The organism is Streptomyces sp. P9-2, assembly GCF_051903975.1.
Classification (GTDB): domain Bacteria; phylum Actinomycetota; class Actinomycetes; order Streptomycetales; family Streptomycetaceae; genus Streptomyces; species Streptomyces cellulosae.
In genome coordinates, this window is the sequence record NZ_CP192633.1 from 2,091,121 (window position 1) to 2,117,283 (window position 26,163).

The following is a 26,163-nucleotide window of genomic DNA, read 5'->3' on the forward strand; positions in this document are numbered from 1 at the left end:
GAGCCGTCCGGTAAGTGACCGACGACGACTCTGGGTCATCACGAACCTCAGGGCGTGGCTAAAAATCAGTGAGCAAGGGGGAACGCGCTGATGACTCAGCCGCCCAACCAGCCGCCTCAGGGCGGCTTCGGACCTCCACAGGATCCGCCGCCGGGCGGGGGTTTCGGCCCGCCGCAGACGCCGCCGCAGACCCCTCCGCCCCCGCCGGGCGCCCCGGCGGCGCCGCCGCCCCCGCAAGGGCAGCCGCAGCCCGGGTACGGCTACCCCCAGCAGCCCCCGACGCAGCCCGGCCCCTACGCCTCCGGGCCCTACCAGCAGCCCGGACCCTACGGACAGCCGCAGCAGCCCGGCCCGTACGGGCAGCCCGGGTACGGCTATCCGCAGCAGCCCGGTTTCCCCGGCGCGCCCGGCACCCCGCCCGGCGGCGGCTCCCGCAACCCCTTCAAGGGCAAGCCGCTCCTGATCGCCGCCGCCGCGGTGGCGGTCGCGCTGATCGTCGGCGGCACGGTGTGGGCCGTCTCCGGCGACGACGACAAGAAGGAGCCGGTCGCCGAGAAGACGGACGACCCCAAGCCGGGCAAGTCCAGCGGCGCCCCGGTCAACCCGGGCGACGGCAGCGGTGACGGCGGCGAGGAGACCGAGGACCTCAACGAGGGCCGCCAGGCGGGCGAGTCCAAGGTGCTCTGGTACAAGGAGGCGCCCGACGCCCCCGGTTCCGGCGCCGACGCCCCCGGCCAGTGGATCACCGGCAAGACCGCGGTGAAGGCGGCCTACAAGGACCTCTACGGGTACGACGTCACCGACGGCAAGCCCGCCTGGGACACCATCGCCTTCCCTCACAAGATCTGCGCGGTCACCCCGGAGAGGACGGCCGACGACAAGATCGTCGTCGCGTCCATGAGCGGCAGCAGCGACAGCGCCAAGTGCAACCAGCTCCAGCTCGTCGACCTGAACACGGGCGAGAAGGGCTGGACGCAGGAGGTCGCCGACGGCGACCTGTTCGACAGCGTGCTCTCCATCGAGATGACCCTCGCCGGCAACACCCTGGTGGTGGGACGCTCGCAGTCCGGCACGGGCTACGACGTGCGCACGGGCAAGAAGCTGTGGGACTCCAAGAAGTACGGCGACGCCCCCTGCTTCCCGGCCGCGTTCGCGGGCGGCGAGCGGCTGATCCAGGTCGCCTCCTGCGGCGCCGGCGGCGACAACGCCCACGACGAGGTCCGCGAGCTCGACCCCGCCACCGGCAAGGCCAAGTGGACCTACCAGTACGCCAAGGGCTGGCGCGTCGAGCGCACCTACTCCGTCTCCCCACTGGTCGTCTACGCGACCAAGGAGGAGGAGGGCAGCGACCAGAAGTCGTGGAACATCGCGGCCTTCACCGCCGCCGGCAAGCTGCGCTCCCAGGTCGCCGTCGACGAGAAGTTCGACCCCGGCTGCGGCTGGGCCATCCTCGCGCGCGACCTCCAGGGCTGCACGGGCGTCGTCGTCGCGGGCGACACCCTCTACCTGCCGACGGCCGCGACCACCGGGGCCAACGAGCTCGTCGCCATCAGCCTGGCCAACGGCAAGGAGCTGTGGCGTCAGTCCTCGCCCGCGGAGGAGTCGATGATCCCGATGAAGGTCGAGGGCGGCAAGCTCGTCGCCTACGTCGAGCCGTCCTACGACTCCGGCGGCCAGGTCGTCGCCCTGCCCGTCAGCGGCGCGAACCACAAACCGGCCACGCTGATGCAGAACCCGCAGGCGGTCGCCGACATCGAGAACGGCTTCTTCAGCAAGGCGATCGACTGGGTCGACGGCCGCTTCTACCTGTCGACCACCCGGCTGAACGGCAACGACGACGCGAAGGAGAAGCTGATGCTCGCCTACGGCAAGTGAGGCCCGTGAGCGCAGCCCGCGTCACTCTCCGACCGCCCGTCGTCCCCTTCCCCTGAGGTATCCACGCCATGACCCAGCCGCCTCCGCCGCCCAACCAGCCCCCGCAGCAGCCGGGGTTCGGGCCGCCGCAGGACCCGTCGGAGCCGCAGACTCCGGCGCCCTCGGCGCCCCCCACCCCGCCCGCGCAGCCGCCCGCCGGACCTGATCTGAACAAGGCCCCGCAGCCGGGCTACGGCTACCCGCAGGCGCCGGGGACCCCGCCGCCCGCCGCGCCGCCGACGCCCCCGCAGGGGCCCGGCTACGGCTACCCGCAGCAGCCGCAGCCGCCCGCCGGTTACGGCTACCCGGCCCAGCAGCCCGGTCCGTACGGCCAGCCCGGTCCCTACGGCCAGCCGCAGCAGCCGGGACCGTACGGGCAGCAGCCGCCGTACGGCTACGCGCAGCCGACCGTGCCGATGCAGGCGCAGGCCGGACAGGGCGGCGGCGGCCGGAAGGTCAACGCCCAGGTCGCCATCATCGTGTCGGCGGTCGTCGCGATCGCGCTGATCGTCGGCGGCGGCGTCTGGTACGCGAACTCGTCCGGCAAGGACGACGACAAGCAGACCACCGCCGAGGGCGGCGACACCAAGGGCGGCGAGGGCGACGGCAAGGAGGGCGGCTCCGGCGACGGAGGCACCACCACCGGGAAGGCCGAGGAGAAGGCGCCCGCCGCCACCGGGTCCAAGGTGCTCTTCCAGGTGCCCTCGCCCAAGGTGCCCAAGGGCGTCTCGACCATTCCCATCGCCGGCTCCTGGCTGACCGACTCCGTCTACGCCAAGAGCGGCCTGTCGGAGATCACCGGCTACGACCGCAAGACCGGCACCAAGAAGTGGACCCTTGACCTCCCCGGTCCGGTGTGCGCGGCGACCTCGCACGTCACCGAGGACAACAGGACCGCGATCGTCCACAAGCCGGCCATGCCGAGCAAGACGGACCCCCAGTCCTGCACCGAGGTCGCGGTGGTCGACCTGGCGGCCGGCACCAAGCTGTGGACCAAGACCGCCAAGTCGGGCACCATGCCGGTCAGCTTCAACAACGTGACGATCGGCGGCGGCACCGTCGCGGCCGGTTCCACCAGCGGCGGCGCCGCCTGGGACCTCGCCTCCGGTGACGAGCGCTGGGCGCCCAAGACGTCCGACTCCTGCTACGACGCCGGGTACGGCGGCGGCGCCAAGCTCGTCGCGGTCCGCAAGTGCGGCTCGTACGACCAGCGTCAGCTGCACATCCAGAACGTCGACCCCAAGTCGGGCGACATCCTCGCCGAGTACAAGATGGACGAGGGCATCGAGTACGCGGCCGTCGTCTCCACCGACCCGCTCGTGGTGGCCGCCGACGTCGGCGACAGCGCCGGTGACGGCAGCGGCATCTCGGACTTCTTCTCCATCGACAACAAGACCGGCAAGCTGCGCGCCCGCCTGTCCGCGCCGGGTGACGAGTTCGCCGCCCGCTGCGACGCCATCTACAAGGTGGAGAGCTGCACGGGCGTGACGGTCGGCAACGACCGGCTGTACATCGCCACCGAGGAGCACGACAGCGGCGGCGACGGCTACAGCCAGACCAACGAGGTCGTCGCGTTCGACCTGGCCACCGGCAAGCAGACCGGCCAGCGCGCCGACGCCGGCGAGAACTACGAGATCTTCCCGCTGCGCATGGACGGCCCCAACGTCATCGCCTACAAGCGGCCCCCGTACGACAAGGGCGGGCAGGTCGTCAGCATCGACGGCGAGTCCTTCAAGGAGACGCTCCTGATGGAGAACCCGTCGACGGAGGCGGTGCGCGACGTGGAGTCGCGGATGTCGCCGGACTACTCGGAGATCCAGTTCGGTCAGGGCGGGCTGTACATGTCCTCCGTGTACGCGAGTGACTTCACGAGCCGGGAGAAGGAGTACTCGGTGATCGCCTTCGGCACGGAGTGATCGTTCGCTGTCACGCTTGTGCCTTCGTTGACGGCCCCGTCCCTGCTCAGGGACGGGACCGTTCGCGTACCGCTCATCACGTGCTCTTCGCCATCGAACACGAGAATTTCGGCGTTCCGGGGCGATTCTCGCCGGTAGGGGGAGCGCGACGTCGAACAAGCGTGTAGCTTCCGGGGGCATCCGGGGGTGTGTTGTCTGGGGGGATGGTTGTCCGATGGGAGTGCGGCTGATGGTGGTCGACGACCACCGACTGCTCGCCGAGGCGCTCGCCTCGGCGCTGAAGCTGCGAGGGCACAGGGTGCTGGCCGCGGCGGCGCCCGCGGCGGGGGCCGCGGACCTGGTGATCAGCAGGGCGCCGGAGGTCTGTCTGCTGGGGACGGCGGCGCCGGCGGAGGCCGGGACGTTCGACCCGGTCGTGAAGATCAAGCGGGAGCGGCCGCAGGTGGCGGTCGTGGTGCTGGGGCCGGTGCCGTCACCGCGGGGGATCGCGGCGGCGTTCGCGGCGGGGGCGTCGGGGTACGTGCGGCACGACGAGCGGATCGAGGGGGTCGAGCGGGCGATGCTGAAGGCGCGGGCGGGGGAGGCGGCGGTGGCGCCCGCGTTGCTGCAGGGGGCGTTCGGGGAGCTGCTGAATCCTGCGGCTCAGCCTGATGACGAGGGCGCGCGGCTGCTGTCGATGCTGACGCCTCGGGAGGTTGAGGTGCTGGTGAGGGTCGCGGAGGGGGAGGACACGAGGCTGATCGCGGCGGGGATGGGGATCGCGCCGTCCACTGCCCGGACGCATGTGCAGAGGGTGCTGATGAAGCTGGGGGTGGGGTCGAGGCTGGAGGCGGCGGCGTTGGCGGCGCGGACGGGGTTGCTGGACCGGGCGTCGACGCGGTCGTGACGCCTGCGTGGCCCGCGGCGCGGGGGTCTGTTCGGTGGGGTTGAGGTCCGGTGGCCTCCCGGCGCCTGGTGGGGGCTGAGGTGTGACGCCTGCGGCGCATCCACCTGTCCGGTGGGGGTTGCTGTAGCGCCCACGGTGGGGTGGTGGTGCGGGGCCGCGGTGGGGGTGGTCGTCCTCGGTCTGGCGCGCGAGAGTGTGTCTCGAGAGGCCCAGGGCGTGGACGCGCCAGCCGCTGCGGGCGCCCACCCCCACCCCGTCCCCTCCCCGCCGCGGGCGGCTACACGGACATCGGTGGCGGGGCACACCCCCCGCCAACTGCGGGCAATCGTGCCGCCTAGGGCGGCACGGGTGGGCGCGGCGGCGCCTCGTTGGCGCCGAGGTGCGCCGGCACCCCCCGGCCCGCACCCACGCCGGTGGCTGTTGTCCTCGCCGACTGCGGGCAGTCGTACGGCTGGGGCGACGGGGCCACCCCCGGGGGCTGGCGAGGCCGTCCTGCACCCACGCGGGCGCCCCCCCATGCACACGGGGTGTGCAACCCCCGTACAGGAGACCGCACACCCCGTGTGGAAAAGCAGCGTGCGTCAAGAAGAGGACGCGTCCTCGTCAGGCGCCGCCGGCGGCGGGACCGTCGGGCGGAGCCAGAGCCAGAGGAGGAACAGCAGCCCCAGGATCAGCATCCCCAACCCCGTCCACAGGTTGATGTTGACCCCCTCCGCCTTCTCGATGTCGGCATCGGACGCCGTGAACCCGGCGATCATCACGATCACCCCGTACACGACGAACAGCCCACCGATGATCCGCCGGATGTCGAACAACCGCGCGGCCGTCGCGGACTTGGTCTCCAGCTCGGTGATCTCCTTCTGGAGATCGGCCTCGGAGTAGTGATCGGACATGCTCTCTCAATCCTCCCGCGGTCAGAACGAGAACGGGATGTAGCAGGCGGCAGCCAGAACCACAGCGCCCCAGCCCAGCAGCGCCGGCTTGCGGTACCACGCGTCGTCGCCCTCCGCGGGCGGCTCCGCCATGCCGGGCGAGCGGGTGCCGTAGACCAGACCCTGCAGCTCGGCGGCGGGTTTGGGCGCCGTGAACAGCGACACCGCGACCATGACGACCGCGCCCGCGACGAAGCCCGCGATCGCGGAGACGAAGTTGGCGCCCTGGTCGGAGGGGATGTCGATGATGCCCTGCTTGTAGATCCAGAAGTAGTTCACCATCGCCGCGGTGGTGCCCGCGATGAGGCCCCAGAAGCCGGACTTCATGGACGCCCGCTTCCAGAACATGCCGATGATGAAGACGACGAACATCGGCACGTTGAAGAAGGAGAACAGCGTCTGCAGGTAGGCCATGATGTTCGAGAACGAGCTGGCCAGGAACGCCGTGCCGATGGACGCGAGCACGCCGATCGCGGTGATCAGGCGGCCGAAGCGCACGTAGTAGGAGTCCTCGCGGCCCTTCACCACGTACTTCGCCCAGATGTCGGCGGTGAAGACGGTGTTGAAGGAGGAGACGTTCGCCGCCATGCCCGCCATGAACGCGGCGAGCAGACCGGTCACGGCGATGCCGAGCACACCGTTGGGCAGGAGCTGCTGCATCAGGTACGGGATGGCGTCGTTGTACTGCAGGTCCGAGCCGCTGGTGCCGATCTTGGGGACCAGCACGGCGGCGACCAGGCCGGGGATCATCACCAGGAAGACGATGAAGATCTTCGGGAACGCGGCGATCAGCGGGGTGCGCTGGGCCGCCGAGAGGTTCTTCGCGGACAGCGCGCGCTGCACCTCGGCGAAGTTGGTCGTCCAGTAGCCGAAGGAGAGGACGAAGCCGAGGCCGAGGACGATGGTCAGCCAGTTGGCGCCGAGCGGGTTGTCGCTGCCGATGCCGGTGCCGCCCCAGGCGGTGACGAAGTTGTCGCCGTGGGAGGCGGTGAGCTTGTCGGTCAGGCCGTCCCAGCCGCCGACGCTCCTGAGGCCGAGCACGGTGATGGGGATGAGCGCGGCGAGGATGACGAAGAACTGCAGGACCTCGTTGTAGATCGCCGAGGACAGTCCGCCCAGGGTGATGTAGGCGAGGACGAAGAAGCCGGCGACGACGATGGCCACCCACTGCGGCCAGCCGAGGAGCGCCTCGACGACGATCGCGAGGGCGTAGAGGTTGACGCCCGCGATGAGGATGGCGGCCGCGGCGAACAGGATCGAGCTCAGCAGGTGCGCCGCCTTGTCGAAGCGCAGCAGCAGGAACTCGGGGACCGAGCGGACCTTGGAGCCGTAGTAGAACGGCATCATCACGAGGCCCAGGAACACCATCGCGGGGATGGCGCCGATCCAGTACCAGTGTGTGGTGTAGACGCCGTACTGCGCGCTGTTCGCGGCCATGCCGAGGATCTCGGTGGCGCCGAGGTTGGCCGCGATGAACGCCAGTCCGGTCACCCAGGCGGGCAGGGAGCGCCCGGACAGGAAGAAGTCCAGGCTCGTCTTGACCGACCGGCGGGCGGCGAAGCCGATGCCCAGCACGACGAGGAAGTAGATCCCGAGGATCGTGTAGTCCAGCCAGTTGGTGGGGAGCCGAAGCCCTGAGGCCAGGTATGTGGGGGTATGCATACACACTCGCTTCGTTCGCGAACTGATCCGACGCGGAATCTACGCCTCCGTGTTCAGTTATTGAACACGTTCGTACACGTTCTTTGTTTGATCGTGATGAGCACCGCTGGTTGGTGAGTTGTGATGTGTTATGTTTGATTGTGTTGAGTGACTGGCGGGTGCGGAGGAGTGCCACAGTGAAGAAGACCTCGACCCGGCTGGCCGACGGACGGGAGCTCATCTACTACGACCTCGCCGACGACACCGTGCGCGACGCGGTCGACCGCCGTCCGCTGGACGCCACCGTGACCACGTCCGAGATCCGCCGCGACGAGCTCCTGGGCGACTTCGTCGCCGTCGCCTCGCACCGGCAGGGCCGTACGTATCACCCGCCGGCCGACGAGTGCCCGCTGTGCCCCTCGGAGGGCGACCGGCTGAGCGAGATCCCCGACTCGTCGTACGACGTGGTGGTCTTCGAGAACCGCTTCCCCTCGCTCGCCGGGGACTCCGGCCGCTGCGAGGTCGTCTGCTTCACCTCCGACCACGACGCCTCCTTCGCCGCACTGAGCGAACGGCAGGCACGGCTGGTGCTGGACGCCTGGACGGACCGGACGTCCGAGCTGTCGCATCTGCCCTCCGTTGAACAGGTGTTCTGCTTCGAGAACCGCGGCGCCGAGATCGGCGTCACGCTCCAGCACCCCCACGGGCAGATCTACGCCTACCCCTTCACCACTCCCCGCACCGCCCTGATGCTGCGCCAGGTGGCGGCGCACAAGGAGGCGACGGGCGGGGAGAACCTGTTCGACGCCGTGGTCGAGCGGGAACGCGCCGGCGAGCGGGTCGTCCTTGAGGGTGAACACTGGGTGGCGTTCGTGCCGTACGCGGCGCACTGGCCGTACGAGGTCCACCTGTACCCCAAGCGCAGGGTGCCCGACCTGCTCGGACTCGACGAGGCGGCGCGCGCGGAGTTCCCCCGGGTGTACCTGGAACTGTTGCGGCGCTTCGACCGGATCTTCGGGGAGAACGAGCCGCCCACCCCGTACATCGCCGCCTGGCACCAGGCCCCGTTCGGCCCCCTGGACGACGTCGAGGGCGTCACCCGCGACGACTTCGCGCTGCACCTGGAGCTTTTCACCATTCGCCGTACGTCCGGCAAGCTTAAGTTCCTCGCGGGCTCCGAATCCGGCATGAACGTGTTCATCAACGACGTGCCGCCGGAGCGCGCGGCCGAGCGACTGCGAGAGGTAGCGAGTTCATGAGCGGGAAGTACCTGGTCACCGGGGGCGCGGGGTACGTGGGCAGCGTCGTCGCCCAGCATCTGGTCGAGGCCGGGCACGAGGTCGTCGTGCTCGACAACCTCTCCACCGGCTTCCGCGAGGGCGTCCCCGCGGGCGCCGCGTTCGTCGAGGGCGACATCCGCGACGCCGCCAAGTGGCTGGACTCCTCGTACGACGGCGTGCTGCACTTCGCCGCCTTCTCCCAGGTCGGCGAGTCCGTGCAGAAGCCGGAGAAGTACTGGGACAACAACGTCGGCGGAACCATGGCGCTCCTCGGCGCCATGCGCGAGGCCGGGGTACGCCGCCTGGTGTTCTCCTCCACGGCCGCCACGTACGGCGAGCCGGAGCAGGTCCCGATCCCGGAGACCGCGCCCACCCGCCCCACCAGCCCCTACGGGGCCTCGAAGCTCGCCGTCGACCACATGATCACCGGCGAGGCGCAGGCCCACGGACTCGGCGCGGTCTCCCTGCGCTACTTCAACGTCGCCGGCGCGTACGGCGCGTACGGCGAGCGTCACGACCCCGAGTCGCACCTCATCCCCCTGGTCCTCCAGGTCGCCCAGGGCCGGCGCGAGGCGATCTCCGTCTACGGCGACGACTACCCGACGCCCGACGGCACCTGCGTCCGCGACTACATCCACGTCGCCGACCTGGCCGAGGCGCACCTGCTCGCGCTGAAGGCGGCCACGCCCGGCGAGCACCTGATCTGCAACCTCGGCAACGGCAACGGCTTCTCGGTCCGCGAGGTGATCGAGACCGTCCGCAAGGTCACCGGGCACCCGGTCCCCGAGGTCGTCGCACCGCGCCGGGGCGGCGACCCCGCGGTCCTGGTGGCGTCCGCCGCCACGGCCCGCGAGAAGCTCGGCTGGAACCCGTCACGCGCCGACCTCGAGGGGATCGTCGCGGACGCGTGGACGTTCGCGCAGCAGCGCGGCAACTAGAAGGCAACGAAGGGTCAGGGGTCAGGGCATGAGCGAGTCCAGCGCGGCCGCGGCGGAAGCCGTCGCCGCACGGTTCGAGGAGCTGTACGGGAGTGCGCCCGACGGGGTGTGGGCGGCACCCGGCCGGGTCAACCTCATCGGCGAGCACACCGACTACAACGACGGCTTCGTCATGCCGTTCGCCCTGCCGCACACCGCCGTCGCCGCGGTGTCCCGGCGGGACGACGGCGTGCTGCGCCTGCACTCCGCCGACGTGGAGGGCCCGGTCGTCGAACTGACGGTGGACGGCCTCACCCCCGAGTCCGACAAGCGCTGGACCGCCTACCCGGCGGGCGTCGTGTGGGCGCTGCGCGAGGCCGGACACGCCGTCACCGGCGCGGACGTCCACCTCGCGTCCACCGTCCCGTCCGGCGCCGGCCTGTCCTCCTCGGCCGCCCTGGAGGTCGTCGTCGCCCTCGCGCTGAACGACCTCTTCGGCCTCGGCCTGCGCGGCTGGCAGCTCGCCCGGCTGTCCCAGCGCGCGGAGAACGTCTACGTCGGCGCGCCCGTCGGCATCATGGACCAGACCGCGTCCGCCTGCTGCGAGGCCGGCCACGCCCTGTTCCTCGACACCCGCGACCTGTCCCAGCGTCAGATCCCCTTCGACCTGGCGGCGGAGGGCATGCGCCTGCTCGTCGTCGACACGCAGGTCAAGCACAGCCACAGCGAGGGCGAGTACGGCAAGCGCCGCGAGGGCTGCGAGAAGGGCGCGGCCCTGCTCGGCGTCGACGCCCTGCGGGACGTGCCGTACGAGGAGCTGGACGCGGCACTGGTCCGCCTCGGCGACGACGAGGAGGTCCGCCGTCTGGTCCGCCACGTGGTGACCGAGGACCACCGCGTCGAGCAGGTCGTCTCCCTCCTGGAGTCGGGCGACACCCGCGCCATCGGCCCCCTCCTGATCGAGGGCCACGCCTCGCTGCGCGACGACTTCCGCGTGTCGTGCCCCGAGCTCGACCTGGTCGTCGACACGGCGGTCACCGCCGGCGCCCTGGGCGCCCGTATGACGGGCGGCGGCTTCGGCGGCTCGGCGATCGTGCTGGCGGAGGAGGCGGACGTCCCGGTGATCACGAAGGCGGTGGAGGAGGCGTTCGCGTCGGCGGGCTTCAAGACGCCGCGCGTCTTCGAGGCGGTGCCTTCGGCGGGGGCGCGGCGGGTGCGGTAGTCGCCCGGTTGCGGCACACGGCGGCTGGATTGCCACTTTCCGTATATGACTGAATACGGACAGTGGCAATCCGTTGTGCTCCTCGTGGGCCGCGACGAAAGGGCACAGGCATGTATTCGGCCATCGCACTGGGCGTCTGCGCGGCGCTCGCCGCCCCGGCAGTGGGCGCCGGCGCGGCACCCGCCGACCCTGTACCGACCGTCTTCTTCGGCGACTCCTACACCGCCAACTACGGTGTCCCGCCCCTCAGCGACGAGAGCCTCGACGCGGCCTTCTGCTTCCGGTCGGCGGAGAACCACCCCGCCGTCGCCACCCGGCGCCTCGCGGACAAGGGCGTCACGCTCGACGTCCAGGCGGACGTCTCCTGCTCGGGAGCGCGCGTCCACCACTTCTGGGAGAAGCAGGAGCTGCCCTTCAGCCGCGGGGAGGTCCCGCCGCAGCAGGCCGCGCTCACGAGCGACACCCGCCTGGCCGTGGGCACGGTGGGCGGCAACACGCTGGGCTTCAACAGCGTCCTGAAACAGTGCTCGGCGGCACTGCGGAACCAGTCCCTGCTGCCGGGAGAGCCGGTGGCCCCGGCCGAACCGGCGTCCGAGTGCGGCGAGTTCTTCGAGTCGGGCGACGGAAAGCTGTGGCTGGACGGGCGATTCGCACAGGTCGAAGCGGACCTGAACCGGATGCTGGGAAACATCCGGAACCTCTCCCCGAAGGCGACCCCCGTCCTGGTCGGCTACCCCCGACTGGTCCCCGAGGACACCACCAAGTGCCTGACCCCGGCCCCGGGCCAGACCCAACTGCCCCTCGCCGACGCCCCCCAGGCCGCCATGCCGGTCATGGACCGCATCCAGCAGCGACTGGACGAGGTGACGAAGAAGGCCGCCGCGGCCCACGACGCCGACTTCGTCGACCTCTACGCCCGCACGGCCACGAACACGGCATGCGACGGCGCCGACAGGGCCATCGGCGGCCTCCTGGAACACTCCCCGAACCACCTGCCGTGGTACGCCCACCCCAACGAGAAAGGGCGGGACATCCAGGCGGAGAAGGTGGCCGAAAGGATCGAGGAGATCCTCAACCGGTAGGGGTCCGGCCCGCGAGCACCCGGTCCTGGCAGGCGCGGTCGGCCATGGAGAGGAAGAGCCCCGTGAAGTCCTGAGCGGGTTCCCCCTCGGGGAGTGCGAGTTGGTCCTCCGGGACGGTCCCGCCGCCGACGTCCAGCGTCCACGGCGTCTTCGTCAGCGACAGCATCTGCATGCCGTCCTCCGCCCAGAACTCGGTCTGTGTCCAGCCCCGGCGCTTCATCTCGGCGGCCAGCCGCGCGGTGTCCTCCCGGTCGGGATCCGCCGCCGTGGACACCACGGCGGTCAGCACACACGCCGTGAACGGGCCGTTGGCCTCGTTCCGGGTGAAGCGCGGCGCGTCGAAACCGCCCGCCGCGAGACCCGCCCGGACGTCCGCCTGGACCGCGGCGGACGTGGCAGCGGCCGGCTTCGCAGCCGCGCTCGCCGTCGGTGTCTCCGACGGTTTCCGGGCGTCCGGTCCCCCGTCGCCGCACCCGGACAGCAGTACGGCGGCCGCCATCACGGCGACAGCCCTCTTCGTCAGCACCCGCACCGTCCCCCGCCCTCACGCCGATCATCGAACTCGCATGTTAACGGCGTGCGTCGGCGGCGGTGTCACCTCAGCCTCTTCGTCAACGTGTACTCCGTGACCCCCGGCGGATAGTCGGGGATCACGCACACCACCTCGTACCCCTGCTTCTTGTAGAAGTCCGGGGCCTGGAAGTCCCACGTCTCCACGCGGGCGTGCGTGCAGGCGCGGTCCGCGACGGCCAGGCGTTCCGCCTCGGACAGGAGGGCCGTGCCGAGGCCCGTGCCCCGGTGGGCTGTGTCGACCCAGAGGTAGGTGACGTGGAGCCATGTCGTCCAGGTGTGGCCGACCAGGCCGCCCGCGAGGGCTCCGTTCGCGTCCAAAGCCCACACGTGCAAAGGGGATTCACGCTCGGCGGGGGTTCCGCGGAGGGCGCGCAGGACCGGGGAGGACGCCGTGTTGGTGTCCCGGAGCCGCCTGTGGAGCAGATCGCGTCGGGCCTTGTCGACTTCTGTCTCGAGACGAAACATGCGGCACACCATAAACGCGGAAGGCCGCAAGTTCTGCAAATCAGCTTCCGCTCCGGGCCCCCGCCCGTACTCTGATGAACAGCGCCGGTGGGGGCCGGCGTGCGTTCAGGGGGCGAGACAGCCGGGCACGGCGTCCGGGGCGGGGGAAGCGGTCGTCGCGCGGCGGCGGCCGTGCGGACGACGCCGGCCCGTCCCGCTTCCGGCGAGGAAAAGCCACGGGGGCCTCGGTGCCGTGTCCGCGCCGGTGTCGTCCACCGGCGACGGGGTAGTCCCCTGCTCTGGGAAGAGCATGGGGAAGGGGGTTACGTGGTTCGCATTCGAGTCCTGGTCGTCGACGACCACCGCATCTTCGCCGAGTCGCTGGCCGCGGCGCTGGCCGCGGAGCCCGACGTCGACGTGTCCGCGGCGGGCAGCGGCCCGGCCGCGCTGCGCTGTCTGGAGCGGGCGGCGGCCGAGGGGCGGCGGTTCGACGTCATGCTCGTCGACGCCGACCTGGGCGTCCCGGTGCCGGACGGGCGTCCCGCCGTGCCCGTGCAGGCCGTCGACGAGGACGGCGCCGTGGACGGCATCTCCCTGGTGGGCGGCGTGCGTTCCGCGCACCCGCAGGTGCGGGTCGTCGTGCTCGCCGAGAAGGACGACCCGGCCCGTGCCGCCCTCGCCCTGCAGGCGGGCGCCTCCGGCTGGGTCGCCAAGGACTGCTCACTGAGCCGGCTGCTCACCGTCATCCGCGGCGTGCTGCGCGACGAGACCCATCTGCCGCCCGCGCTGCTCACCGGCGTGCTGCGGGAGTTGACCGCCGCCCGGCGCCACCGCACGGAGAGCGAACGGCTCGTGGAGTCGCTCACCCCGCGCGAGCGGGAGGTGCTGCGCTGCATGGTCGCCGGACTGGGACGCAAGGCCGTCGCCGAGCGGCTGTACCTGTCCCCGCACACCGTGCGGACCCACATGCAGAACGTCCTCGGCAAGCTGGGTGTGCACTCCACGCTGGCCGCCGTCGCCCTCGCGCGGCGGGCCGGGGTCGGACCCGTGGACCTATCCGGGGATGTTGTCGAACGGGGCGGTCAACTGGCGTAGCAGCCCCGCCAGTTCCACCCGCTGGGCGCGCGTCAGCTCGCCGAGGATCGCCCGCTCCTGGGCGAGCAGACCGGCCAGTGCCTGGTCCGCGCGGTCCTTGCCCTCGTCGGTCAGCCGCACCAGCACACCCCGCCGGTCACTGGGGTCCGGCAGCCGCTCCACCAGGCCCTTCTTGGTGAGCCGGTCGATGCGGTTGGTCATCGTGCCCGAGGTGACGAGCGTCTGCGTGAGGAGCTGCCCGGGGGAGAGCTGGTACGGGGTGCCCGCGCGGCGCAGCGCGGTGAGCACGTCGAACTCCCAGGACTCCAGGCCGTGCTCGGTGAAGGCGAGGCGGCGTGCGCGGTCCAGGTGCCGGGCCAGTCTGCTGACCCGGCTGAGCACCTCGAGCGGTTCCACGTCGAGGTCCGGGCGCTCCCGGCGCCACGCTGCGACCAGCCGATCGACCTCGTCCTCCATAAGGATCAGTGTAGTGGTTGTGTCGATGTGAAGTCTCTTGATGTCAACCTTCTTGACGTCGAGATGATTCGGGCGGCACGCTGGGGGTACGCCGATCCGCGATCCGGGAGGTCCCGTGTCCGCCGCAGCCGCCCGTCTCGTCTGGGACCCCGCCCAGTACCTGCGTCACGCCGGGCACCGCACCCGGCCCTTCACCGACCTGCTCGCCCGCGTCCCCGGCCTGCCCGGCGACCCGCCCCGCGTCGCCGACCTCGGCTGCGGCGCCGGCAACGTCACCGCCCTCCTCGCCGGCCGCTGGCCCGCCGCCCGCATCACCGGCTACGACAACTCCCCGGAGATGCTCGACAAGGCCCGCGCCGACCACGAGGGCCCCACCGCCGGAGGCGGCCGCCTCGACTTCGCCCACGCCGACGTCCGCACCTGGACGCCCGAGAAGCCGTACGACCTCATCGTCAGCAACGCCACCCTGCAGTGGGTGCCCGGGCACGTGGAACGGTTCGGCGCGTGGATCGACGGGCTCGTGCCCGGCGGGGTCCTCGCCTTCCAGGTGCCCGGCAACTTCGGCGCCCCCAGCCACACCCTGATGCGCGACCTCGCCGCCTCCCCACGGTGGCGGGACCGCCTGTCCGGGGTGCTGCGCCACGAGGACGCCGTGCTGCCGCCCGAGGAATACCTGGACCGCCTGGCCGCCCTCGGCTGCTCCGTGGACGCCTGGGAGACGACGTACGTCCATCTGCTGACGGGGGAGGACCCCGTCCTCGACTGGGTGAAGGGCACCGGGCTGCGTCCCGTCCTCACCGCCCTCGACGACGACCCGCCGGCCCGGGAGGAGTTCCTCGCCGCGTACCGCGCCGCCCTGCGCCGGGCCTACCCGGCCACCGCGCACGGCACCCCGTTCCGGTTCCGCCGCGTCTTCGCCGTCGCCGTCAAGGAGGGCTGAAAACCGATGCTGACCGCCGTCGACCATGTGCAGCTCGCCGCACCGCCCGGATCCGAGGACCGGCTGCGCGCCTACTACTCCGGCGTCCTCGGCATGACCGAGACGCCCAAGCCGCCCGCCCTCGCCGCACGCGGCGGCTGCTGGTTCGAGGCCGGTGACGTACGGCTCCACCTCGGGATCGAGCGGGACTTCCGGCCCGCCCGCAAGGCCCACCCCGGTCTGCGGGTCACCGGCATCGAGACGTACGCCGCCCGGCTGGCCGCCCACGGAGCACCTGTCACCTGGGACGGCCTGCTCCCCGGCCACCGCCGCTTCTACAGCGAGGACCCCGTCGGCAACCGCCTGGAGTTCCTGGAGCCCGTACGGAGCTAGGACTTGCGGTGGCCTATCAGCCGCGGCTTCGGCTCCAGGCCGTCCAGGCCGTGCCAGGCCAGGTTCACCAGATGGGCGGCCACCTCCGCCTTCTTCGGCTTGCGCACGTCCAGCCACCACTGGCCGGTCAGCGCCACCATCCCCACCAGCGCCTGCGCGTACAGCGGGGCCAGCTTCGGGTCGAAGCCGCGCGACTTGAACTCGCGGCCCAGGATGTCCTCCACCTGGGTGGCGATGTCCGAGATCAGCGAGGCGAAGGACCCCGTCGACTGGGGGATGGGGGAGTCACGGACCAGGATGCGGAACCCGTCCGTGTACTCCTCGATGTAGTCCAGCAGCGCGAACGCCGCCTGCTCACACAGCTCCCGGGGATGACCGGCCGTCAGCGAGCCGGTCACCATGTCCAGCAGCCGCCGCATCTCACGGTCCACCACGACCGCGTACAGCCCCTCCTTGCCGCCGAAGTGTTCGTACACCACGGGTTTGGAGACCCCGGCCTTCGCCGCGATCTCCTCCACCGACGTGCCCTCGAACCCCTTCGCCGCGAAGAGGGTGCGGCCGATCTCCAGCAGCTGCTGGCGGCGCTCGGCACCGGTCATCCGGGTGCGGCGCGCACGCCGCGGCTTGTCATTGCTTGGGGTGCTGGAGTCGGTCGCCACGGCGACCATCATGCCGCCTCGGCGGGTTCCTTCCCGCGCCGGGCGGCGCCATCCGTGGTCACACGGCGCGAATCGATACGCGAGCGTGACGGCCACCGCACGTCGTACGCCCAGCCCAGCTGCTCGAACCAGCGGATCAGCCGCGCCGAGGAGTCCACCTGCCAGCGCTCCACACCGTGGCGCGCGGACGTCGGGTCGGCGTGGTGCAGGTTGTGCCAGGACTCACCGCACGACAGCACCGCCAGCCACCACACGTTGCCCGAACGGTCCCGCGACTTGAACGGACGCTTGCCGACGGCATGGCAGATCGAGTTGATCGACCAGGTCACATGGTGCAGCAGAGCCACCCGGACGAGTGAACCCCAGAAGAAGCCGGTGAAGGCGCCCCACCACGACATGGTCGCCAGACCGCCGATCAGCGCGGGCAGCGCCAGCGACAGCACCGTCCACAGCACGAACAGCCGGGAGATCCGCCGCAGCGTCGGGTCCTTGATCAGATCCGGCGCGTACTTGTCCTGCGGCGTCTGCTCCTCGTCGAACATCCACCCGATGTGCGCCCACCACAGGCCCTTGACGAGCGCGGGGATGGTCTCCCCGTACCGCCACGGCGAGTGCGGGTCGCCCTCCGCGTCGGAGAACTTGTGATGCTTGCGGTGGTCGGCCACCCAGCGCACCAGCGGTCCCTCGACCGCCATCGAACCGGCGACGGCCAGCGCGATCTTCAGCGGCCGCTTCGCCTTGAACGAGCCGTGCGTGAAGTGACGGTGGAAGCCGATGGTGATGCCGTGGCATCCCAGGAAGTAGAAGAAGACCAGCAGGCCGAGGTCCAGCCAGCTCACCCCCCAGCCCCACGCCAGCGGCACGGCCGCCAGCAGCGCGAGGAAGGGGACGACGATGAAGAGGAGCAGCGTGATCTGCTCGATGGACCGTTTCCGCTCCCCGCCCAGCGTGGCGGAGGGTGCGGTGTCGTCGGACCGGGACTGCTGCGTGGCTTCGTCGAGCACGTCGGAGCTTGAGGTCATGCGTTCCCCTGTGGGGTATGTGGACTGAGGGAAGGTGCCGGGCCGCCGGAACCGCATCGCTTTCCTACGGTCCCGTAACCTACGGCATCGTAAGTATGGCAGTGCGTCGCCCCGCGGCAAGAGCCCGTGGGCCAGCGCGTCCGGCTCGACACCTATCCTTGGAAGTCGGTCGGACAGCGCGGTCCGCTCTGATTTCTTCCCGGACGTCCGGCCCGCAAGCGGCGCACGCCGCGCGAGACGCTCGTCCGGGTTCCCTCCCAGACGAGCTTCCAACACTGCAAGGAGCCGCACCTGTGAGCAGTGCCGACGACCAGACCACCACGACGAGCGCCGAACTGCGTGCCGACATCCGCCGACTGGGCGACCTCCTCGGAGAGACGCTCGTCCGGCAGGAGGGCCCGGAGCTCCTCGACCTCGTCGAGAAGGTCCGCCGCCTCACCCGCGAGGACGGCGAGGCCGCCGCCGAGCTGCTGCGCGGCACCGAGCTGGAGACGGCCGCCAAGCTGGTGCGCGCCTTCTCCACCTACTTCCACCTGGCCAACGTCACCGAACAGGTGCACCGCGGACGCGAACTCGCCGCCCGCCGCGCCGCCGAGGGCGGCCTCCTCTCCCGCACCGCCGACCGGCTCAAGGACGCCGACCCCGAGCACCTGCGGCAGACCGTGCGGCACCTCAACGTGCGGCCCGTGTTCACCGCCCACCCCACCGAGGCCGCCCGCCGCTCCGTCCTCAACAAGCTCCGCCGCATCGCCGCCCTCCTCGAGACCCCCGTCCTGGCCACCGACCGGCGCCGCCTCGACACCCGGCTGGCGGAGAACATCGACCTCGTCTGGCAGACGGACGAACTGCGCGTGGTGCGCCCCGAGCCCGCCGACGAGGCCCGCAACGCCATCTACTACCTCGACGAGCTGCACGCCGGCGCCGTCGGCGACGTCCTGGAGGACCTCACCGCCGAGCTGGAGCGCGTCGGCGTCCACCTCCCGGACGACACCCGCCCGCTCACCTTCGGCACCTGGATCGGCGGCGACCGCGACGGCAACCCCAACGTCACCCCCCAGGTCACCTGGGACGTCCTGATCCTCCAGCACGAACACGGCATCAACGACGCCCTGGAGATGATCGACGAGCTGCGCGGCTTCCTCTCCAACTCCATCCGCTACACCGGGGCCACCGAGGAACTGCTCACCTCCCTCCAGGCCGACCTCGAGGCGCTCCCCGAGATCAGTCCCCGCTACAAGCGGCTCAACGCCGAGGAGCCCTACCGGCTCAAGGCCACCTGCATCCGGCAGAAGCTGGAGAACACCAAGCTCCGCCTCGCCAAGGGCACCCCGCACGAGCCCGGCCGCGACTACCTGGGCACCAGCGAGCTCATCGCCGACCTGCGGATCATCCAGGCATCCCTGCGCGAGCACCGCGGCGGCCTCTTCGCCGACGGACGCCTCGCCCGCACCATCCGCACCCTCGCCGCGTTCGGCCTCCAGCTCGCCACCATGGACGTCCGCGAACACGCCGACGCCCACCACCACGCCCTCGGCCAGCTGTTCGACCGGCTCGGCGAGGAGTCCTGGCGCTACGCCGACATGCCCCGCGAGTACCGCTCCAAGCTCCTCGCCAAGGAACTGCGCTCCCGCCGTCCCCTCGCGCCCACCCCGGCGCCCGTCGACGAGGCCGGCGAGAAGACCCTCGGCGTCTTCCAGACCGTCAAGCGCGCCCTGGAAGTCTTCGGACCCGAGGTCATCGAGTCGTACATCATCTCCATGTGCCAGGGCGCCGACGACGTGTTCGCCGCCGCCGTCCTCGCCCGCGAGGCCGGCCTGATCGACCTGCACGCCGGCTGGGCCAAGATCGGCATCGTGCCGCTCCTCGAGACCACCGACGAGCTCAAGGCCGCCGACACCATCCTGGAGGACATGCTCTCCGACCCGTCCTACCGGCGCCTCGTCGCGCTCAGGGGCGACGTCCAGGAGGTCATGCTCGGCTACTCCGACTCCTCCAAGTTCGGCGGCATCACCACCAGCCAGTGGGAGATCCACCGCGCCCAGCGCCGCCTGCGCGACGTCGCCCACCGCTACGGCGTCCGCCTGCGCCTCTTCCACGGCCGCGGCGGCACCGTCGGCCGCGGCGGCGGCCCCACCCACGACGCGATCCTCGCCCAGCCCTGGGGCACCCTCGAGGGCGAGATCAAGGTCACCGAGCAGGGCGAGGTCATCTCCGACAAGTACCTCATCCCGTCCCTCGCCCGCGAGAACCTCGAACTGACCGTCGCCGCCACCCTGCAGGCCTCCGCCCTGCACACCGCGCCCCGCCAGTCCGTCGAGGCCCTCGCCCGCTGGGACGCCGCCATGGACGTCGTCTCCGACGCCGCCCACGCCGCCTACCGGTCCTTCGTCGAGGACCCCGACCTGCCGACGTACTTCCTCGCCTCCACCCCCGTCGACCAGCTCGCCGAACTGCACCTGGGCTCGCGGCCCTCCCGCCGCCCCGGCTCCGGCGTCTCCCTCGACGGCCTGCGCGCCATCCCGTGGGTGTTCGGCTGGACCCAGTCCCGGCAGATCGTCCCCGGCTGGTTCGGCGTCGGCTCCGGCCTCAAGGCACTGCGCGAGGCCGGCCTCGACACCGTGCTCGACGAGATGTACGAGCAGTGGCACTTCTTCCGCAACTTCATCTCCAACGTGGAGATGACCCTCGCCAAGACGGACCTGCGGATCGCCCAGCACTACGTCGACACCCTCGTCCCGGACGAGCTCAAGCACGTCTTCGACACCATCAAGGCCGAGCACGACCTCACCGTCACCGAGGTGCTGCGCGTCACCGGCGAGCGGGAACTGCTGGACGCCGACCCCGTCCTCAAGCAGACCTTCGCCATCCGCGACGCCTACCTGGACCCGATCTCCTACCTCCAGGTCGCCCTGCTCAAGCGCCAGCGCGACGCGGCCGCCGCCGGCGACCAGCCCGACCCGCTGCTCTCCCGCGCCCTGCTGCTCACCGTGAACGGTGTCGCGGCGGGCCTGCGCAACACCGGCTGACGACCGGTACACGACGAAGGGGCGGTGCCCTCCGGATCCTCACGACCCGGAGGGCACCGCCCCATTCACGTCCAGAGCTACAGCGCCACGAACGCCGCCGTCAGCAGCCCCGCGCCCGCCAGCGCCATCACCCACCCGAGCCGCGTCCGCAGCAGACCGCCCGCCACCACCACCGACGCCAGCAGCAGCGCGCCCCCGAGCGGCACCCACGCGTACAGCACCCCGGCCGGACCCGAGCGCACCGCCTCAGAGGCGCCCGGCTTCAGCACCACCGTGTAGGTGCGGCCCTTCTCCACGGCCACCGTGTCGTCCAGCACCACCTTCTCGCGCGGCTGCGCGCCCGGCGACAGCGGCCGGAACGGGCCCTCGCAGGCGTCCTCGGCGCACCGCGTCACCTCGACGGTGCCGCGCTCACGGCCCTTGGTCAGCATCACGTGCTGCGCCGTCCCCCACGACGCCCACACACCGGCGATCAGGATCAGCACGGCGACAGCGCCCATCGCCGTGAACCGGCCGAAGCGCAGCGCGGAGGAACCGCGCGAGGAACGGACAGCGGAAGGCATGGCCGCGATCTTTGGCCATGACCTCGCGCCCGGTCAACTCCCGCGGGCGGCTCCAGGTGACATGTCGGCCGAAGTCGCCTTCGGCCGCGTATCAGGAGTTGTAGGCGCTCTGCGCCCGCTCCAGACCCTCCGTCACCAGGCACTCCACCGCGTCCGCCGCCCGGTCCACGAAGTAGTCCAGCTCCTTGCGCTCCGCCGGTGAGAAGTCCTTCAGCACGTAGTCCGCCACCGGCATCCGCCCCGGCGGCCGCCCGATCCCGAACCGCACCCGGTAGTAGTCACGGCCGAACGCGCCCGTCAGCGACTTCAGGCCGTTGTGCCCGTTGTCCCCGCCGCCCAGCTTCAGCCGCAGCGTCCCGTAGTCGATGTCCAGCTCGTCGTGGACCGCCACCACCCGCTGCGGCGGCACCTTGTAGAACTCCCGCAGCGCGTTCACCGGCCCGCCCGACAGGTTCATGTACGACATCGGCTTCACCAGCACCACCCGGCGGCTCCCCGGCCCCGGAGACCCGATCCGGCCCTCCACGACCTGCGCCTGCGCCTTCGCCGCCCGCTTGAACCGGCCGCCCATCCGCTCCGCCAGCAGGTCCACGACCATGAACCCCACGTTGTGCCGGTTCATCGCGTACCCCCGCCCCGGATTGCCCAGCCCGGCGATCAGCCAGGGGCCCGCCGCGTCCTCCGTCACGCCCACGCTTCCTCCCACATACGCGTCGGCCGCCGCCCCCGCACGGGAGCAGCGGCCGACGTGACGACTGGATCCGACAGGCTCAGGCCTCGGCGGCCTCTTCGCCCTCCTCGGCGCCCTCGGGCGCCTCCTCCGCCTGCGCGGCCAGGATCTGCAGCACCACGGTGTCCCCGTCCACCGCGAGGGTGACACCGCTGGGGAGCTCGATGTCCTTGGCCAGGACGGAGGCGCCGGCCTCCAGGCCCTCGACGGAGACGGTCACGTTCTCCGGGATGTGCGTGGCCTCGGCCTCGACCGGCAGCGCGTCCAGGACGTGCTCCAGCAGGTTGCCGCCCGGGGCCAGCTCGCCCTCGGCCTGCACCGGGATCTCGACCTGGACCTTCTCACCGCGCTGCACCAGCTGCAGGTCGACGTGGACCAGGAAGCCCTTCAGCGGGTCACGCTGAACGGCCTTCGGAATGGCCAGCTCGTTGGACTTGCCGTCGATGTCCAGCGCGATCAGGACGTTCGGCGTACGCAGGGCGAGCAGCAGCTCGTGACCCGGGAAGGTCAGGTGCAGCGGGTCGGAACCGTGGCCGTACAGAACACCGGGAACCTTGTCGGCACGACGGATACGGCGGGCGGCACCCTTGCCGAACTCGCTGCGCGTCTCGGCGGCGATCTTCACCTCGGACATGATCACTCCTCATAGTCAGAAACGGACGTGGTCACCCGGCCACGAACGGCCTGCTACGAAGAGCGCGTCGATAACGGACCGCCGTACGAAAGCTTCCGAAGAAGCGGTACGGCCTCCCTCGCCGAGCAACTCGTGCAGTTTACCCGGGCCAGGAGGCCGTACCCAAAACGATCACCGGCAGCCAAACGGATGCCGGACCGCAGAACCCTTACTGCTCGTCGAACAGGCTCGTCACCGAGCCGTCCTCGAACACCTCACGCGCCGCACGCGCGATCGTCGGCGCGATCGACAGCACCGTGATCTTGTCCAGGCTCTCGCTCAGCTCACCCGGCGTCGGCAGCGTGTTCGTGAGCACGAACTCGCTCACCTTCGAATTCTTCAGACGATCCGCCGCCGGACCCGACAGCACACCGTGCGTCGCCGTCACGATCACGTCCTCCGCACCGTGCGCGAACAGCGCGTCCGCCGCGGCGCAGATCGTGCCACCGGTGTCGATCATGTCGTCCACCAGCACACACACGCGGCCCTTCACCTCACCGACCACCTCGTGCACCGTGACCTGGTTCGCCACGTCCTTGTCCCGGCGCTTGTGCACGATCGCCAGCGGCGCGCCCAGCCGGTCGCACCAGCGGTCCGCCACCCGCACACGGCCGGCGTCCGGGGACACCACCGTCAGCTTCGAGCGGTCCACCTTCGCGCCCACGTAGTCCGCCAGCAGCGGCAGCGCGAACAGATGGTCCACCGGGCCGTCGAAGAAGCCCTGGATCTGGTCCGTGTGCAGGTCCACCGTCAGCAGACGGTCCGCACCCGCCGTCTTCATCAGATCCGCGATCAGACGCGCCGAGATGGGCTCACGGCCGCGGTGCTTCTTGTCCTGCCGGGCGTACCCGTAGAACGGCACGATCACCGTGATCGAACGGGCCGACGCACGCTTCAACGCGTCGATCATGATCAACTGCTCCATGATCCACTTGTTGATCGGCGCCGTGTGGCTCTGGATCAGGAAGCAGTCGGCGCCACGGGCCGACTCCTGATACCGGACGTAGATCTCGCCGTTCGCGAAGTCGAAGGCCTTCGTCGGGACGACCCCGACACCCAACTGCTGGGCGACCTCCTCGGCAAGCTCGGGGTGGGCGCGGCCGGAGAAGAACATCATCTTCTTCTCGCCGGTCGTCTTGATCCCGGTCACAGCACTGTCTCCTCAGAGGTGTCTCAGCTGGTGGGGTGCGCGTTTCCGCACCTCTCACGGTACGCCGTCCCGAACGGGACGCTCTCCGGTCAGTCCTCGCCGGCCGACTCCCGCGACGCCGCCTCCGCGGCCTTCGCGGCAGCACTCCCCGGACGCTTACGAGCCACCCAGCCCTCGATGTTGCGCTGCTGACCACGGGCCACCGCCAGCGAACCGGGCGGCACATCCTTCGTGATCACCGAGCCCGCGGCCGTGTAAGCACCGTCTCCGACCGTGACAGGAGCAACAAACATGTTGTCCGACCCCGTCCGGCAGTGCGACCCGACCGTCGTGTGATGTTTGTCCTGTCCGTCGTAATTGACGAACACACTCGCCGCACCGATGTTCGAGTACTCGCCGATCGTCGCATCACCCACATACGACAGATGCGGAACTTTCGACCCCTCACCGATCGACGCGTTCTTCGTCTCCACGTACGTACCGATCTTGCCCTTCCGCGCCAGCCGCGTCCCCGGACGCAGATACGCGAACGGACCCACCGACGCCTCCGGACCCACATCGGCGCCCACGGCCACCGTGTTGTCCACACGCGCCCCCGCACCCACCCGGGTGTCCGTCAGCCGCGTGTTCGGACCCACCTCGCAGCCCTCACCCAGATGCGTGGCGCCATGCAGATGCGTCCCCGGGTGCACCAGCGCGTCCCGCTCGAACGTCACCGTCACATCCACCCACGTCGACGCCGGATCCACCACCGTCACGCCCGACAACATCGCCGCCGTCAGCAGCCGGTCGTTCAGGATCCGCCGCGCCTGAGACAACTGCACACGATTGTTGATCCCCGCGATCTCCCGGTGATCCCCCGCCACCGACGCACCCACCCGGTGCCCCGCCTCACGCAAGATCCCCAGCACGTCCGTCAGGTACTCCTCGCCCTGACTGTTGTCCGTACGCACCTTCTTCAGCGCGTCCGTCAGCAGCGCACCGTCGAACGCGAACACACCCGAGTTGATCTCCCGGATCGCCCGCACCTCGTCCGACGCGTCCTTGTGCTCCACGATCGCCGTCACCGCACCGGAAGCGTCCCGGACGATCCGGCCGTACCCGGTCGCGTCCGGCACCTCCGCCGTCAGCACCGTCACCGCATTGCCGTCCGCCACATGCGTCTCGGACAGCCGGCGCAGCGTCTCACCGGTCAGCAGCGGGGTGTCGCCGCACACCACGACCACGGTCCCGTCCACGGCACCGCCCAGCTCCTCCAGACCCATCCGCACGGCGTGCCCCGTGCCGTTCTGCTCCGCCTGCACGGCGGTCCGCACGTCGGGGGCGACCTCGGCGAGATGCGCGGTCACCTGCTCACGGGCGTGACCCACGACGACGACGAGATTCGCCGGGTCCAGCTCACCGGCGGCGGCGAGCACATGACCCACCAGGGAACGACCACAGATCTCGTGCAGGACCTTGGGTGTGGCCGACTTCATACGGGTGCCCTCACCCGCTGCGAGAACGACGACGGCTGCCGGGCGATTGGCGCTCACGGGATGCCCTTCGGCTGTGTTGGAGGTGGGGGGATGGACATCCGCAGGATACCGGGGCGTTTCCGGGGGGACATGAGAGCGGGTCCTGACCGTGACCGGCCAGGACCCGAACCTTGCAGCTCCGCCAGCTGGATTCGAACCAGCACTACAGGGCTTCAAAGGCCCGCGGGCTACCAGTTACCCCATGGCGGATGGCTGCGTCAGACCTTACCCGAGGAGGGTGGCGTGGTGATCCCGGAGACCATTCCTGTCCACCAGCCTTCGATGCGCCGGTACAGGTCGGCGCCTTGTGACACCCGGATGACCAGGCAGCCGCGATAGGTGGCTCCGACGTTCTTCCGGACGGTCGCCGGGTTGTGCTTCTTGATGGTCGTCTTCTGGAACACGGAGACGTCCACGCCGACCAGATCCGCCCAGTATCGTTTCGCGCCCTCCACGTCGGCCGTCATGTGGATCATGACGCGATAACGGAGGCGCTCGGGCTCCACACCGAGCAGGTCCAGCCACGCGAGGTAGAGCTTGATCACCCCTGGGTCGCTGTTGACGAAGAGGACGTTCTCCCTCCGGTCGTAGGGCTTGTCCTTCGCGCCCTCGGCCCAGTAGAGGGCCACACCCGCGAGGAAGAGATCGCGGTCGGACAGGGGGCCGATCTCCCGGGCCGCGGCCTCCTTGGTCCGCCGACGCTGCTCGTCCCGCACCGCCAGCTCGTGCTCCCAGCGCATGCGGCCCGCCAGTCGCGCCTGCTCCGAGGGAGTGCGCCGTTCCGGTTTCGGCAGATCCCGCACCCACAACGAGATCGCGCTCTTGGAGCAGCCCAGCTCGACCTGGATCTGGTCGTAGGTCCAGCCCTGGAGGCGGAGCTCGCGGGCCCGCGCCCGCAGGTCGTCCTTGGCGTTGGGGCGCCGGGTCCAGTCCGGGGCGGGTTCGCCCTGGAGGAGGCGGTTGAGGATGTCGTTGTTGTCGACGTGGAGCCGGTCGCGGATCTGGCGTCGGCTGAGTCCCTCGCGCCGGAGGGCGACGGCCTGTTCGCGCAAGCCTTCGAAGTCGGCGTATGTGCCGGTCGGATGTGCCATGGGCATACCGTCCGGCCGGAATGGAGGGTTCCCGGGTCGAACGGTGCGCGATTCAGCAGTTC

24 protein-coding genes and 1 tRNA gene are annotated in these 26,163 nt (G+C 70.6%); 11 read left to right on the plus strand and 14 right to left on the minus strand.

Going from position 1 to position 26,163, the window contains the following annotated elements:
• Window positions 1-90 precede the first annotated feature (90 nt).
• From ACQY0Z_RS09870 to ACQY0Z_RS09880, 3 genes are all read left to right on the plus strand, one after another.
• Window positions 91-1,875, plus strand: coding sequence for an outer membrane protein assembly factor BamB family protein (locus ACQY0Z_RS09870; protein ID WP_439812117.1), 1,785 nt, complete (start codon window positions 91-93; stop codon window positions 1,873-1,875).
• 68 nt (window positions 1,876-1,943) lie between these two features.
• The gene (locus ACQY0Z_RS09875; RefSeq protein WP_381729477.1) at window positions 1,944-3,830 is read left to right on the plus strand and encodes an outer membrane protein assembly factor BamB family protein; all 1,887 of its coding nucleotides are present in this window, start codon (window positions 1,944-1,946) and stop codon (window positions 3,828-3,830) included.
• 214 nt (window positions 3,831-4,044) lie between these two features.
• Entirely contained in the window at window positions 4,045-4,716 is a 672-nt protein-coding gene (locus ACQY0Z_RS09880) for a helix-turn-helix transcriptional regulator (protein ID WP_006135813.1), read from the plus strand.
• 581 nt (window positions 4,717-5,297) lie between these two features.
• Here the strand turns inward: ACQY0Z_RS09880 and ACQY0Z_RS09885 are convergent.
• A complete protein-coding gene (locus ACQY0Z_RS09885) occupies window positions 5,298-5,609 on the minus strand; it encodes a hypothetical protein (RefSeq protein ID WP_254587455.1) in 312 nt (103 codons plus the stop codon).
• A 21-nt stretch (window positions 5,610-5,630) separates the two neighbouring features.
• Window positions 5,631-7,310: a sodium:solute symporter family protein gene (locus ACQY0Z_RS09890; protein WP_189895969.1), complete on the minus strand. Its 1,680-nt coding sequence runs from the start codon at window positions 7,308-7,310 to the stop codon at window positions 5,631-5,633.
• A gap of 176 nt (window positions 7,311-7,486) precedes the next feature.
• On the opposite strand from ACQY0Z_RS09890, the gene galT reads away from it, so the two are divergent.
• The 4 genes from galT to ACQY0Z_RS09910 all read left to right on the plus strand — a co-directional run bounded on the left by galT (window position 7,487) and on the right by ACQY0Z_RS09910 (window position 11,790).
• Window positions 7,487-8,548, plus strand: coding sequence for a galactose-1-phosphate uridylyltransferase (gene galT, locus ACQY0Z_RS09895; protein WP_254587456.1), 1,062 nt, complete (start codon window positions 7,487-7,489; stop codon window positions 8,546-8,548).
• Window positions 8,545-9,507, plus strand: coding sequence for a UDP-glucose 4-epimerase GalE (galE, locus tag ACQY0Z_RS09900; protein ID WP_254587457.1), 963 nt, complete (start codon window positions 8,545-8,547; stop codon window positions 9,505-9,507). The genes galT and galE overlap by 4 nt, the downstream gene beginning before the upstream one ends.
• A 28-nt stretch (window positions 9,508-9,535) precedes the next feature.
• Window positions 9,536-10,708 carry a galactokinase gene (gene galK, locus ACQY0Z_RS09905; protein ID WP_189895963.1) on the plus strand — a complete coding sequence of 391 codons (1,173 nt, stop codon included), beginning with the start codon at window positions 9,536-9,538 and terminating at the stop codon, window positions 10,706-10,708.
• A gap of 110 nt (window positions 10,709-10,818) precedes the next feature.
• Window positions 10,819-11,790 (plus strand): SGNH/GDSL hydrolase family protein, encoded by a 972-nt coding sequence (locus tag ACQY0Z_RS09910; RefSeq protein ID WP_439812118.1) that lies wholly within the window; start codon window positions 10,819-10,821, stop codon window positions 11,788-11,790.
• Here the strand turns inward: ACQY0Z_RS09910 and ACQY0Z_RS09915 are convergent.
• Both ACQY0Z_RS09915 and ACQY0Z_RS09920 read right to left on the minus strand, forming a co-directional pair.
• Window positions 11,780-12,316 (minus strand): hypothetical protein, encoded by a 537-nt coding sequence (locus ACQY0Z_RS09915; RefSeq protein ID WP_439812119.1) that lies wholly within the window; start codon window positions 12,314-12,316, stop codon window positions 11,780-11,782. The two genes, ACQY0Z_RS09910 and ACQY0Z_RS09915, sit on opposite strands and share 11 nt — an antisense overlap.
• Before the next feature lie 68 nt (window positions 12,317-12,384).
• A complete protein-coding gene (locus ACQY0Z_RS09920; protein WP_439812120.1) occupies window positions 12,385-12,840 on the minus strand; it encodes a GNAT family N-acetyltransferase in 456 nt (151 codons plus the stop codon).
• Window positions 12,841-13,134: 294 nt separating this feature from the next.
• Between ACQY0Z_RS09920 and ACQY0Z_RS09925 the strand changes: the two genes are divergently transcribed.
• A complete protein-coding gene (locus ACQY0Z_RS09925) occupies window positions 13,135-13,902 on the plus strand; it encodes a LuxR C-terminal-related transcriptional regulator (protein ID WP_254587460.1) in 768 nt (255 codons plus the stop codon).
• On the opposite strand, the gene tamR is transcribed toward ACQY0Z_RS09925, so the two are convergent.
• Window positions 13,861-14,358 carry a MarR family transcriptional regulator TamR gene (tamR, locus tag ACQY0Z_RS09930; RefSeq protein ID WP_006135804.1) on the minus strand — a complete coding sequence of 166 codons (498 nt, stop codon included), beginning with the start codon at window positions 14,356-14,358 and terminating at the stop codon, window positions 13,861-13,863. The two genes, ACQY0Z_RS09925 and tamR, sit on opposite strands and share 42 nt — an antisense overlap.
• A 115-nt stretch (window positions 14,359-14,473) precedes the next feature.
• Here tamR and ACQY0Z_RS09935 point away from each other — a divergent pair, with 115 nt between their 5' ends.
• Both ACQY0Z_RS09935 and ACQY0Z_RS09940 read left to right on the plus strand, forming a co-directional pair.
• A complete protein-coding gene (locus tag ACQY0Z_RS09935) occupies window positions 14,474-15,298 on the plus strand; it encodes a trans-aconitate 2-methyltransferase (protein WP_439812121.1) in 825 nt (274 codons plus the stop codon).
• Window positions 15,299-15,304: 6 nt separating this feature from the next.
• On the plus strand, window positions 15,305-15,670 hold the full coding sequence (locus tag ACQY0Z_RS09940) for a VOC family protein (RefSeq protein ID WP_439812122.1): 366 nt from the start codon (window positions 15,305-15,307) through the stop codon (window positions 15,668-15,670).
• Here ACQY0Z_RS09940 and ACQY0Z_RS09945 read toward each other — a convergent pair.
• Both ACQY0Z_RS09945 and ACQY0Z_RS09950 read right to left on the minus strand, forming a co-directional pair.
• Window positions 15,667-16,341, minus strand: coding sequence for a TetR/AcrR family transcriptional regulator (locus ACQY0Z_RS09945; RefSeq protein WP_026243476.1), 675 nt, complete (start codon window positions 16,339-16,341; stop codon window positions 15,667-15,669). The two genes, ACQY0Z_RS09940 and ACQY0Z_RS09945, sit on opposite strands and share 4 nt — an antisense overlap.
• Window positions 16,338-17,351, minus strand: a complete 1,014-nt coding sequence (locus tag ACQY0Z_RS09950) for an acyl-CoA desaturase (protein WP_381729484.1) — start codon at window positions 17,349-17,351, stop codon at window positions 16,338-16,340. Before ACQY0Z_RS09950 ends, ACQY0Z_RS09945 begins: the two co-directional genes overlap by 4 nt.
• Window positions 17,352-17,644: 293 nt before the next feature.
• Here ACQY0Z_RS09950 and ppc point away from each other — a divergent pair, with 293 nt between their 5' ends.
• On the plus strand, window positions 17,645-20,377 hold the full coding sequence (gene ppc / locus ACQY0Z_RS09955; RefSeq protein ID WP_189895950.1) for a phosphoenolpyruvate carboxylase: 2,733 nt from the start codon (window positions 17,645-17,647) through the stop codon (window positions 20,375-20,377).
• Window positions 20,378-20,454: 77 nt separating this feature from the next.
• On the opposite strand, the gene ACQY0Z_RS09960 is transcribed toward ppc, so the two are convergent.
• The 7 genes from ACQY0Z_RS09960 to ACQY0Z_RS09990 form a co-directional block, all read right to left on the minus strand.
• The gene (locus tag ACQY0Z_RS09960) at window positions 20,455-20,940 is read right to left on the minus strand and encodes a hypothetical protein (RefSeq protein ID WP_189895948.1); all 486 of its coding nucleotides are present in this window, start codon (window positions 20,938-20,940) and stop codon (window positions 20,455-20,457) included.
• A gap of 91 nt (window positions 20,941-21,031) precedes the next feature.
• Window positions 21,032-21,634 (minus strand): aminoacyl-tRNA hydrolase, encoded by a 603-nt coding sequence (gene pth / locus ACQY0Z_RS09965; protein WP_439812123.1) that lies wholly within the window; start codon window positions 21,632-21,634, stop codon window positions 21,032-21,034.
• 76 nt (window positions 21,635-21,710) lie between these two features.
• Window positions 21,711-22,304, minus strand: coding sequence for a 50S ribosomal protein L25/general stress protein Ctc (locus tag ACQY0Z_RS09970; RefSeq protein ID WP_189895945.1), 594 nt, complete (start codon window positions 22,302-22,304; stop codon window positions 21,711-21,713).
• 208 nt (window positions 22,305-22,512) lie between these two features.
• Window positions 22,513-23,493 (minus strand): ribose-phosphate diphosphokinase, encoded by a 981-nt coding sequence (locus ACQY0Z_RS09975; RefSeq protein ID WP_019522625.1) that lies wholly within the window; start codon window positions 23,491-23,493, stop codon window positions 22,513-22,515.
• Between the two features lie 89 nt (window positions 23,494-23,582).
• Window positions 23,583-25,028, minus strand: a complete 1,446-nt coding sequence (glmU, locus tag ACQY0Z_RS09980) for a bifunctional UDP-N-acetylglucosamine diphosphorylase/glucosamine-1-phosphate N-acetyltransferase GlmU (RefSeq protein WP_439812124.1) — start codon at window positions 25,026-25,028, stop codon at window positions 23,583-23,585.
• Between the two features lie 119 nt (window positions 25,029-25,147).
• A tRNA-Gln gene (locus tag ACQY0Z_RS09985) sits at window positions 25,148-25,220 on the minus strand.
• Between the two features lie 8 nt (window positions 25,221-25,228).
• Window positions 25,229-26,101: a hypothetical protein gene (locus ACQY0Z_RS09990; RefSeq protein ID WP_439812125.1), complete on the minus strand. Its 873-nt coding sequence runs from the start codon at window positions 26,099-26,101 to the stop codon at window positions 25,229-25,231.
• Window positions 26,102-26,163: the final 62 nt, after the last annotated feature.

What these genes read in the sequence shown, in the direction of transcription:
- ACQY0Z_RS09870 (WP_439812117.1), top strand. Translation starts at nt 91, where the DNA reads ATGACTCAGCCGCCCAACCAGCCGCCTCAGGGCGGCTTCGGACCTCCA.
- ACQY0Z_RS09890 (WP_189895969.1), bottom strand. Translation starts at nt 7,310, where the DNA reads ATGCATACCCCCACATACCTGGCCTCAGGGCTTCGGCTCCCCACCAAC.
- galE (WP_254587457.1), top strand. Translation starts at nt 8,545, where the DNA reads ATGAGCGGGAAGTACCTGGTCACCGGGGGCGCGGGGTACGTGGGCAGC.
- ACQY0Z_RS09945 (WP_026243476.1), bottom strand. Translation starts at nt 16,341, where the DNA reads ATGATGGTCGCCGTGGCGACCGACTCCAGCACCCCAAGCAATGACAAG.
- ACQY0Z_RS09960 (WP_189895948.1), bottom strand. Translation starts at nt 20,940, where the DNA reads ATGCCTTCCGCTGTCCGTTCCTCGCGCGGTTCCTCCGCGCTGCGCTTC.
- ACQY0Z_RS09950 (WP_381729484.1), bottom strand. Translation starts at nt 17,351, where the DNA reads ATGACCTCAAGCTCCGACGTGCTCGACGAAGCCACGCAGCAGTCCCGG.
- ACQY0Z_RS09875 (WP_381729477.1), top strand. Translation starts at nt 1,944, where the DNA reads ATGACCCAGCCGCCTCCGCCGCCCAACCAGCCCCCGCAGCAGCCGGGG.
- ACQY0Z_RS09920 (WP_439812120.1), bottom strand. Translation starts at nt 12,840, where the DNA reads ATGGTGTGCCGCATGTTTCGTCTCGAGACAGAAGTCGACAAGGCCCGA.
- ACQY0Z_RS09880 (WP_006135813.1), top strand. Translation starts at nt 4,045, where the DNA reads ATGGGAGTGCGGCTGATGGTGGTCGACGACCACCGACTGCTCGCCGAG.
- galK (WP_189895963.1), top strand. Translation starts at nt 9,536, where the DNA reads ATGAGCGAGTCCAGCGCGGCCGCGGCGGAAGCCGTCGCCGCACGGTTC.
- ACQY0Z_RS09970 (WP_189895945.1), bottom strand. Translation starts at nt 22,304, where the DNA reads ATGTCCGAGGTGAAGATCGCCGCCGAGACGCGCAGCGAGTTCGGCAAG.
- ACQY0Z_RS09910 (WP_439812118.1), top strand. Translation starts at nt 10,819, where the DNA reads ATGTATTCGGCCATCGCACTGGGCGTCTGCGCGGCGCTCGCCGCCCCG.
- ACQY0Z_RS09940 (WP_439812122.1), top strand. Translation starts at nt 15,305, where the DNA reads ATGCTGACCGCCGTCGACCATGTGCAGCTCGCCGCACCGCCCGGATCC.
- ACQY0Z_RS09885 (WP_254587455.1), bottom strand. Translation starts at nt 5,609, where the DNA reads ATGTCCGATCACTACTCCGAGGCCGATCTCCAGAAGGAGATCACCGAG.
- tamR (WP_006135804.1), bottom strand. Translation starts at nt 14,358, where the DNA reads ATGGAGGACGAGGTCGATCGGCTGGTCGCAGCGTGGCGCCGGGAGCGC.
- ACQY0Z_RS09990 (WP_439812125.1), bottom strand. Translation starts at nt 26,101, where the DNA reads ATGGCACATCCGACCGGCACATACGCCGACTTCGAAGGCTTGCGCGAA.